The organism is Pseudomonas sp. DCB_BI (genome assembly GCF_026240995.1).
Classification (GTDB): domain Bacteria; phylum Pseudomonadota; class Gammaproteobacteria; order Pseudomonadales; family Pseudomonadaceae; genus Aquipseudomonas.
Genome location: NZ_JAPFCG010000015.1, coordinates 160,181 through 169,025, shown reverse-complemented (window position 1 = coordinate 169,025; position 8,845 = coordinate 160,181). Strand labels below are relative to the sequence as shown.

The 8,845-nt window shown below is 59.9% G+C and carries 8 protein-coding genes; 4 read left to right on the top strand and 4 right to left on the bottom strand.

What is annotated here, in order from left to right; all coding sequences use genetic code 11:
- Window positions 1-95: 95 nt before the first annotated feature.
- Both OO258_RS17720 and OO258_RS17715 read right to left on the bottom strand, forming a co-directional pair.
- A complete protein-coding gene (locus OO258_RS17720; protein WP_266031880.1) occupies window positions 96-2,204 on the bottom strand; it encodes an S-type pyocin domain-containing protein in 2,109 nt (702 codons plus the stop codon).
- Between the two features lie 112 nt (window positions 2,205-2,316).
- Window positions 2,317-2,796 (bottom strand): Lrp/AsnC family transcriptional regulator, encoded by a 480-nt coding sequence (locus OO258_RS17715; RefSeq protein ID WP_110742588.1) that lies wholly within the window; start codon window positions 2,794-2,796, stop codon window positions 2,317-2,319.
- A 127-nt stretch (window positions 2,797-2,923) separates the two neighbouring features.
- Here OO258_RS17715 and OO258_RS17710 point away from each other — a divergent pair, with 127 nt between their 5' ends.
- Complete coding sequence (locus OO258_RS17710) at window positions 2,924-4,138, top strand: methionine gamma-lyase (RefSeq protein WP_266031879.1); 1,215 nt, start codon at window positions 2,924-2,926, stop codon at window positions 4,136-4,138.
- Window positions 4,139-4,211: 73 nt separating this feature from the next.
- On the opposite strand, the gene OO258_RS17705 is transcribed toward OO258_RS17710, so the two are convergent.
- Both OO258_RS17705 and OO258_RS17700 read right to left on the bottom strand, forming a co-directional pair.
- Complete coding sequence (locus OO258_RS17705) at window positions 4,212-4,889, bottom strand: hypothetical protein (protein WP_266031878.1); 678 nt, start codon at window positions 4,887-4,889, stop codon at window positions 4,212-4,214.
- 169 nt (window positions 4,890-5,058) lie between these two features.
- The gene (locus OO258_RS17700; RefSeq protein WP_266031877.1) at window positions 5,059-5,496 is read right to left on the bottom strand and encodes a YhcB family protein; all 438 of its coding nucleotides are present in this window, start codon (window positions 5,494-5,496) and stop codon (window positions 5,059-5,061) included.
- 135 nt (window positions 5,497-5,631) lie between these two features.
- On the opposite strand from OO258_RS17700, the gene OO258_RS17695 reads away from it, so the two are divergent.
- The 3 genes from OO258_RS17695 (at window position 5,632) to zapE (ending at window position 8,821) form a co-directional block, all read left to right on the top strand.
- On the top strand, window positions 5,632-6,267 hold the full coding sequence (locus OO258_RS17695; protein ID WP_266031876.1) for an alpha/beta hydrolase: 636 nt from the start codon (window positions 5,632-5,634) through the stop codon (window positions 6,265-6,267).
- Between the two features lie 25 nt (window positions 6,268-6,292).
- Window positions 6,293-7,642 (top strand): tryptophan--tRNA ligase, encoded by a 1,350-nt coding sequence (locus tag OO258_RS17690; RefSeq protein WP_266031875.1) that lies wholly within the window; start codon window positions 6,293-6,295, stop codon window positions 7,640-7,642.
- Window positions 7,643-7,726: 84 nt separating this feature from the next.
- The gene (gene zapE / locus OO258_RS17685; RefSeq protein ID WP_110742594.1) at window positions 7,727-8,821 is read left to right on the top strand and encodes a cell division protein ZapE; all 1,095 of its coding nucleotides are present in this window, start codon (window positions 7,727-7,729) and stop codon (window positions 8,819-8,821) included.
- The last annotated feature ends 24 nt before the right edge of the window (window positions 8,822-8,845 follow it).

The window sequence follows — 8,845 nt, the reverse complement described above, 5'->3', positions numbered from 1 at the left end:
CGCTGGCTCATGCCACGCAGCAGACTGACCTGGATATCGGAGCGTTCTTCAACGCTGAGTTCGTGATAAGACATGGCAACACCCTACCGGAAAGGTCAGGTGTTGCACTCAGTTTTTGCCGCCGCCCTTCTGTTTGCATCATTGAACTGGCTAGAAAACTCTTGTGTATCGGATATCGCCTTCCAGAATGCGGTTCTGAATGCATCGAAATCTCCAAACTCTCTTCCCCTCAGCGCATTTGCAATTTGTGTCGGGATTTTTGCTCCGGTTTCCCTGGTTATGTCCCCAAGCCAGATACCATCGATCTGCGCGCCTGAGCCCATGGCAATACCCGGCTCATATCTCGGGCTCTTGAACACCACCAGAATAGGCGGGAATCCGGAGTCCATGGGGAAGGTGATGATCAGCCGTTCCTGATCCAGCAGATCGAGTGCGGGGTAACCCTCCTGCTCGGTAATGACAGGGTCCAGGCTGCTGCCGGTGTAAACAACGGTGCCGGGTGGGACTTGCGGCAAGCTGGTGGAGCTTCCGGCTTCACCACCCGGCGCGTTGGCCGGTGTCCAGGTCAGAATCCGCTGCGGATTTTCCAGTGCAAGGCTGTAGACCAGGCGTTCAGTGTCGAATGTCGCCGTGCGCACCGGTACTGGCCTGCCCCCAGGCACCACATACAGATCCAGGCCGTTGTCATGCTCCGCCCCTGCCAGCAAATACGGTAAGTCGATGCTGGTTGATGACAGAGCCAAGGTTGCAAGGTCTGGCCCGCCGGGCGGCGTAAGGCTGGCTAGGGGGGTGCTGATCAGGTACCTACGCTCACTGTTACCCAGCGTTGATGGCCAGGCCATCGCGAGGGTGCCTACCGCAAGCGAGGAGATGGTAGTCGCAACGAGGCGGGAAATCGCCGTTGTGATCGCTTCGCTCAAAGCCTTATAAGGCGTTTCGGCCACCGCGAATGTTGCTATACCAATCGGGATTACGGCTGGCGTCGATCCCGCTAAACGCGCTTCATTGATATAAGAGATATTACGCCGCAGCGACTCTTGCCTTTGCCGCTCGGCTTCTGCAGCCAAGCGCTCGGCTTCGGCCTGCTGGCGTGCGGCTTCTTCCTGTGCAGCGAGTCGAGCCTTGAGGTTTTCCACTTCAGCCGCGCGCTGCATCAGGTTCTGCGTGGCACCCGCATATACCCCCAGAAATCTAACCGATTCGGTTAATGCCAGTGCCAGGTGGTATTCCTGCCAGCGGGGGCCTGCCCGGCGTAGCCGTTGCTCATCGACCAGATGCAAAAGCCCTTCAAGTTGAGGCTTCGACAGAGGGCCGTTGATGCGCGGGTTTTGATCTCGATACGGCGGGATTTGCGACTGCTTGGCCTGCACTAGGGCATCAGCGGTCGCCAGGTAGGCACTGAAGGTTTGGGCAAGCGTGAATGCGTCATCGATGACCGTTTGCCCCAGCTCATGCTGAAGGACATTAGGTAAACAATCGAAATGTATTTGTCGCTCTGTGTGGATCTGCGCTGTTCTACGCGCAATCACCTGCAACAAATCCAGCGGTTGCTGGCTGAGTTCTTCCTGATCTACCTGGCTTGCCAGTGCTTGAAGTTCGTCTGCCAATGCTTGGTGCTTCTGAGCTTCCAGGTGTAAACGGTACGTACCCTCCCAGGACTTCTGCAGCCTTGTGGCCCATTCCACACCTAATTCCTGGCCTGTGGTTGCTGCGAAGAAACCCGGGTCTAGAAACCGGCTCATCATTGAGTCGCCCCGCTTGTAGAAGGCGGGTACGCCAAAGTAGTTGTTGGCGTCGGGTAAAATCTGCAGATAACCATCACGAATCTGGCTGATGCGCGACGATAGGATTTGTTGCTCTGTAAAGAGTGTTGATGCCGCGCGGTTTGTACTGCTCGCTTCGGCTTTGATCTGGGCTTTGAGCGCGTTTATAGTTTCAGGAAGCTGTTTTATGTCATGCGCATACTTGTCTGAATAGTCCTTCTCGATGATTCGAAACTCTTCTGTCAGCACCCGGCGCGTGGAAATAACCCGAGCAATATCATTTTTGGTTGGACTGGTGCCGCGTGGATAACCATCGCTTAGCCCCCAGCCACCTGCGCCCGGCCCACCCCCACCACCAATAAAACGCAGTTCAGTACCGGTGGGTGCTTGCGCGCTGATGTACAGTGCTTCATCCAGATAATACGTGTTGTCCCGTGCCATGTAGGTTCTCCGAATCACCACATGGACTAGGTTTACGTACATCGAATTTGCGGTATGTCAGCGGCAGCCTGTCAATCAGTAGGAAGCTTCGTGGTGCTCGGAAGGATCTGTCTCAGATGTGTTGTTCCGACACCGGTATCACCCGTTTCTCCTTCACCGCCTTGTAGGAAAAACTCGAGTAGATCTCCTTCACCCCTGGCAAGCGCTGCAGCACCTCGCGGGTGAATTCCCCGAACGACTCCAGGTCCCGCGCCAGAATCTCCAGCAGAAAGTCATAGCGCCCGGAGATGTTGTGGCAGGCAACGATTTCGGGAATTTCCATGAGCCGCTGTTCGAACGCCAGCGCCATGTCCTTGGTGTGCGAGTCCATCATGATGCTGACAAATGCAGTCACGCCGAACCCCAGCGATTTTGGCGAAAGGATGGCTTGGTAGCCGGTGATGTAGCCGTTGTCTTCCAGCAGCTTGACCCGTCGCCAGCAGGGCGAGGTGGTCAGGGCAACCTGGTCGGCGAGTTCGGCAACGGTCAGGCGGGCGTTGTGTTGCAGCGCAGCAAGCAGGGCGCGGTCGGTGCGGTCTAGGCTTGAAGGCATGATTTGCCCTCCTTATGTTGTATTTGTTGTTTTCTTTCCAAGGCCAGCGTAAGTGCGTGGGTGATTTTGGAAAAAATAAGCCAGCTCGGTGGCATAAGCTTATAACAAACCACCAGAGGCTGTTGCCATGCGCGACTCCCATAACAACACCGGTTTTTCGACACGGGCCATACACCATGGCTACGACCCGCTTTCCCACGGCGGCGCCTTGGTGCCACCGGTTTACCAGACTTCAACTTATGCCTTCCCTAGCGTCGAATACGGCGCGGCATGCTTTGCCGGCGAGGAGGGCGGGCACGTCTACAGTCGCATTTCCAACCCGACCCTGGCCTTGCTGGAGCAGCGCATGGCCTCACTGGAGGGAGGAGAGGCAGGCCTGGCCCTGGCGTCGGGCATGGGGGCTGTCACCTCGACCCTGTGGACCTTGTTGCGGCCAGGTGACGAGCTCATCGTCGGGCGCACGGTGTATGGCTGCACCTTCGCGTTCATGCACCATGGCATCGGTGAGTTTGGGGTGAAGGTGTGCCATGTGGACCTCAATGACAGCAAGGCGCTAAAAGCGGCGATCAACCACAAGACGCGAATGATCTACTTCGAAACCCCGGCGAACCCGAACATGCAGTTGGTCGATATCGCGGCGGTGGCGGAGGCGGCGCAAGGGCATGACCTGCACATCGTGGTCGACAACACTTACTGCACGCCCTATCTGCAGCGGCCGCTGGAACTGGGTGCCGACCTGGTGGTGCATTCGGCGACCAAATACCTCAGCGGCCACGGTGATGTCACGGCCGGGCTGGTGATCGGACGCAAGGCGCTGATAGACCGGATTCGCCTTGAGGGCCTCAAGGACATGACGGGGGCGGTGCTGTCACCGCACGATGCCTCGCTGTTGATGCGGGGTATCAAGACGCTCGCACTGCGCATGGATCGTCATTGCACCAATGCCCAGCAGGTTGCCGAGTTCCTGGAGCGCCAGCCCCAGGTGGAGCTGATCCAGTATCCGGGGCTGGCGTCGTTCGCCCAGTACGAACTGGCGAAACGGCAGATGCGCATGCCGGGCGGGATGATCGCTTTCGAGCTCAAAGGCGGGGTCGAGGCTGGGCGGCGCTTCATGAATGCGCTGCAACTGTTTGCCCGGGCGGTGAGCCTGGGTGATGCCGAATCCCTGGCGCAGCATCCGGCGAGCATGACCCATTCCAGCTATACGCCCGAAGAACGGGCGCATCACGGAATTTCCGAGGGCCTGGTGCGGTTGTCAGTAGGGCTGGAGGATGCCGAGGACCTGCTGGCGGATGTCGAGCAGGCATTGCAGGCTTGCTGCCAGGTCGCAGCCACCCCCTGATGCCTGTCAGTCAAGCCTTGGTGGCACCATGGGGGCCGCATCGTGGCCCTGCCACGGCGTGTTGGTGCTCCCCTCAAACCTCGTCTGGGTGATTGAGGTAAGCGGCGTTTCTCTCAACGATGTTCAGGCGCAACTCAAGGGGTTGCTGGCCCTTCTTGCAGATATAGGTGAACGGGATCCCATTGAAGGTGCGCAGCATGAGGGGTTCCTGTCTGCCTGCTGGCGCCAGGCGCACGATCGCCTGGTCGTCGAGGTCCTCGAAGGAAATTCGCGAGTTATTGGTGTCAAGCAAGTCGAAAAGCGTCGGGTAGGCACCATTGAGCGGTGAACGGAAGGCACCCACGCAGTCCTCATCATGTATGTAAAGCGCGAGCCCGAAGCGCACCTGGGAGCGGACGAACAGCCGGTAGCCATTATCCACGCGGCGGAAGTAGAGGCTCAAAGGGGGAAGTTCCAGCGTGTCCGGGACATGGCCCAGGTAAAACGACTGGTCCCGCTTGGCAGGTTGTTTGGCCGGCGCAGGGGCTTTCTGAGTGTTGGCCTGGTTCCTCGACCGCCTGAGGGCGTTGATGCGGAACATTCGGCCGGCAAATCCGGCCATCGCCAGGCCGCCTGAGGTCAGGGGGCCAGATTTGTTGGGTGGCGTCTTTTCCAGTTCGGCGGGCCCGCCGTGCAGTTGGTCGAGGAAGTGCATCGTGCCATCTACGGCTTCGACGGTGGCAATGAAAGAGCGTTGTCGATAAGTCAGCATAGGTCTGCTCCGGGTTGAGGGACTTATGCAGGATGTGGAAGTGCTAGAGCGTCCGGCAGCAGGAAATGCGGCCTGAGATGAGGTACGAAGGCTACGCCTTGTGGGTGGCAGGTGTGTCTGGAGGGGTGAAACAGGAGGAGGGGCTAGCCCACTCCTCCTTGGCAATCGATCAACGCTTGAGCCCGTAGCTCTCGTCGAGCATGCCCGGCGAGTTAGGTACTTTCGGCGCGTAGTCGCGTGGCACTTCGGCAGTGTCCTTCGGCGGGGTCAGGCGGTCACGCGGGCCCTGAGTGCCTTCGGAGTGCAGCGCGGCCAGCAAGCGCTGGCGGGTCAGTTCGTCGAGCGCCAGGGTGTTGGCGCCGTCGGCCAGGTGATCCTGGACATCCTGGTAGCTCTGGGTCAGCTTCTTGACCAGTACTGCAGTGCTGTTGAAGTGGGTCACCACTTCGTTCTGGTAGCTGTCGAAACGTTTCTGCATTTCGTCCAGCTGACGCTGGGTGCTGCTAGGCGCGGCGTTGGGCAGCAGGCGGGCCACGACGAAACCAACCACCACACCGATGACCAGGGCCAGGGTCGGCAACAACCAAACAAGGAGCGAGAGTTCCACGAGTCCTTCCTCTATAAACGGCTTTGCTTTACGTTAACGGCTCAGACCTGCGCTGTATACCGCGAGCGATCGCAAATCAGAACAGAATTCCTCACCTAGACGAATAGACCCTCCCCGAGGTCACGGAGTAGTGCCTTGCTTGTCCGCGAAACCCCCTTGTTCATCGATGGCCCCAGCGGCCAGTTGGAAGCCTTGTACCTGGACGTGGCCGATGCCCGTGGCGCGGTGCTGATCTGCCATCCCAACCCGGTCCAGGGCGGCACCATGCTCAATAAGGTGGTCTCGACACTGCAGCGCACCGCCCGTGATGCCGGCTATGTGACCCTGCGCTTCAACTACCGCGGCGTCGGCCAGAGTGCCGGCAGCCATGATATGGGGGCTGGCGAGGTGGCCGATGCCGAGGCGGCGGCGGCCTGGTTGCGTGCCAAGCATCCTGGGTTGCCGTTGGTGCTGATGGGCTTCTCGTTCGGTGGCTTCGTCGCCACCAGCCTGGCTGGTCGCCTGGAAGCCCGTGGCGTGGCCGTGCAGCAGTTGTTCATGATCGCCCCGGCGGTGATGCGCCTGACCGCCGACTTCCCGCTACCGCAGCGCTGCCCGATCGCGGTGGTGCAGCCTGATGCCGACGAAGTCGTCGATCCGCAGCTGGTTTATGCATGGTCCGACGCACTGGGGCGCCCCCATGAGCTGCTGAAAGTGGCAGAATGCGGACACTTCTTCCATGGCAAGCTGACCGATCTGAAGGATCTGCTGCTGCCGCGCCTTTCGAACTGAGCCAAGCCTGAATAAGCGAACACCCATGACCACGCGCATTCTTACCGGTATCACCACCACCGGCACACCGCACCTGGGCAACTACGCCGGCGCCATCCGCCCGGCGATCCGTGCCAGCCAGCAGCCCGGTGTCGACTCGTTCTACTTCCTGGCCGACTACCACGCCCTGATCAAGTGCGATGACCCGCTGCGCATCCAGCGCTCGCGTCTGGAAATCGCCGCCACCTGGCTGGCCGGTGGCCTGGACCCGGACAAGGTAACCTTCTACCGGCAGTCCGATATCCCTGAAATCCCCGAGCTGACCTGGCTGCTGACCTGCGTTGCGGCCAAGGGCCTGCTCAACCGCGCACACGCCTACAAGGCCTCGGTGGACAAGAACGTTGAAGCGGGCGAAGACCCGGATGCCGGCGTGACCATGGGCTTGTTCAGCTACCCGGTACTGATGGCCGCAGACATCCTGATGTTCAATGCCAACAAGGTGCCGGTCGGCCGTGACCAGATCCAGCACGTGGAAATGGCCCGCGACATCGGCCAGCGCTTCAATCACCTGTTTGGCCAAGGCCAGGACTTTTTCGCCCTCCCAGAGGCGGTGATCGAAGAAAGCGTCGCAACCCTGCCGGGCCTGGACGGGCGCAAGATGTCCAAGAGCTACGACAACACCATCCCGTTGTTCACCAGCGCCAAGGACATGAAAGACGCCATCTCCCGCATCGTCACCGATTCGCGTGCCCCGGGCGAGGCGAAAGACCCAGACAATTCGCACCTGTTCACCCTGTATCAGGCCTTCTCGACGCCGGAGCAATGCGCCGGCTTCCGCGATGAGCTGTTAGAGGGGCTGGGCTGGGGCGATGCCAAGCAGCGCCTGTTCCAGCTGCTCGATGGCCAGTTGGCCGAGAAGCGCGAGTATTACCATCAGCTGATCGCCCGCCCGGCGGACCTCGAAGACATCCTGCTGGCTGGCGCTGGCAAGGCCCGCAAGATTGCCACACCGTTCCTCGAGCAACTGCGCGAGGCGGTTGGCCTGCGTTCGTTCCGCAGCAGCGTGCAGGCCAGCGCCGAAGTGAAGAAAAAGGCCGCGAAGAGCGCACGGTTCGTCAGCTTCCGTGACGAAGATGGCAGCTTCCGCTTCCGCCTGCTGGCCGCCGACGGCGAGCAGCTGTTGCTGTCGCGCAGCTTTGCCGACGGCAAGAGTGCCGGTGCGTTGAGCAAGCAGCTGCAGCAGGGTGGTGAGGCCGATGTGCGTCTTGAAGGCCTGGGCTTCGCCCTGTGGCTGAACGGTGAGCAGGTTGCCGAAGGGCCGCAGTACGACAGTGCTGAAGCCCGTGATGCCGCCATTCAAAGCCTGCGTGAGGCCCTGGCACCACAGCAAGGCTGAGGCATATTGACGCAAGTCTGATTGCCATAAAGCGGGCCTGTCGCTACAGTGACGGCCCGTTTTTTGTTGCCTCGCTAACGAATCATGACTCCCTTAGAACGCTATCAAGCAGATCTGAAACGTCCCGACTTCTTCCATGACGCGGCGCAGGAAACTGCGGTGCGTCACCTGCAGCGCCTGTACGACGACCTGGTACAGGCGCAGAACAACAAGCCGGGCGTATTCGGCAAGCTGTTCGGCAAGAAAGAGCAGACCCCGGTCAAGGGCCTGTATTTCTGGGGTGGGGTAGGGCGAGGCAAGACCTACCTGGTCGATACCTTCTACGAAGCGCTGCCGTTCAAGCAGAAGATGCGTACGCACTTCCACCGCTTCATGAAGCGTGTGCACGAGGAAATGAAAACCCTCAAGGGCGAGAAGAACCCGCTGACCCTCATCGCCAAGCGCTTCAGCGAAGAAGCCAAGGTGATCTGCTTCGACGAATTCTTCGTTTCGGACATTACCGACGCGATGATCCTCGGCACCCTGATGGAAGAGCTGTTCAAGAACGGTGTATCGCTGGTGGCCACGTCCAACATCGTGCCGGACGGCCTATACAAGGACGGCCTGCAGCGTGCGCGCTTCCTGCCGGCGATTGCCATGATCAAGCAGTACACCGACGTGGTGAACGTCGACAGTGGGGTCGACTACCGTCTGCGCCATCTGGAGCAGGCCGAGCTGTTCCACTACCCGCTCAACGATGCAGCGCACCAGAGCATGCGTGCCAGCTTCAAGGCACTGACCCCTGAGTGCACCCAGGCGGTCGAGAACGACGTACTGATGATCGAAAACCGCCCGATCCATGCGCTGCGTACTTGCGACGACGTCGCCTGGTTCGATTTCCGCGCCCTGTGCGACGGGCCGCGCAGCCAGAACGACTACATCGAACTGGGCAAGATTTTCCATGCCGTGCTGCTGAGCAACGTCGAACAGATGAGTGTCACCACCGACGACATTGCCCGCCGCTTCATCAACATGGTCGACGAGTTCTACGACCGTAACGTCAAGCTGATCATTTCGGCTGAGGTGGAGCTGAAGGACCTGTATACCGGTGGTCGTCTGGCCTTCGAGTTTCAGCGTACCCTGAGCCGGTTGCTGGAGATGCAGTCGCACGAGTTCCTGTCTCGCGCACACAAGCCTTGAGAGCTTTGGGGTCGCTCCTGCATG

Excerpts from the sequence above, each read along its gene's own strand:
- OO258_RS17720 (WP_266031880.1), bottom strand. The coding sequence starts at position 2,204 with ATGGCACGGGACAACACGTATTATCTGGATGAAGCACTGTACATCAGC.
- OO258_RS17715 (WP_110742588.1), bottom strand. The coding sequence starts at position 2,796 with ATGCCTTCAAGCCTAGACCGCACCGACCGCGCCCTGCTTGCTGCGCTG.
- OO258_RS17710 (WP_266031879.1), top strand. The coding sequence starts at position 2,924 with ATGCGCGACTCCCATAACAACACCGGTTTTTCGACACGGGCCATACAC.
- OO258_RS17705 (WP_266031878.1), bottom strand. The coding sequence starts at position 4,889 with ATGCTGACTTATCGACAACGCTCTTTCATTGCCACCGTCGAAGCCGTA.
- OO258_RS17690 (WP_266031875.1), top strand. The coding sequence starts at position 6,293 with ATGACCACGCGCATTCTTACCGGTATCACCACCACCGGCACACCGCAC.
- zapE (WP_110742594.1), top strand. The coding sequence starts at position 7,727 with ATGACTCCCTTAGAACGCTATCAAGCAGATCTGAAACGTCCCGACTTC.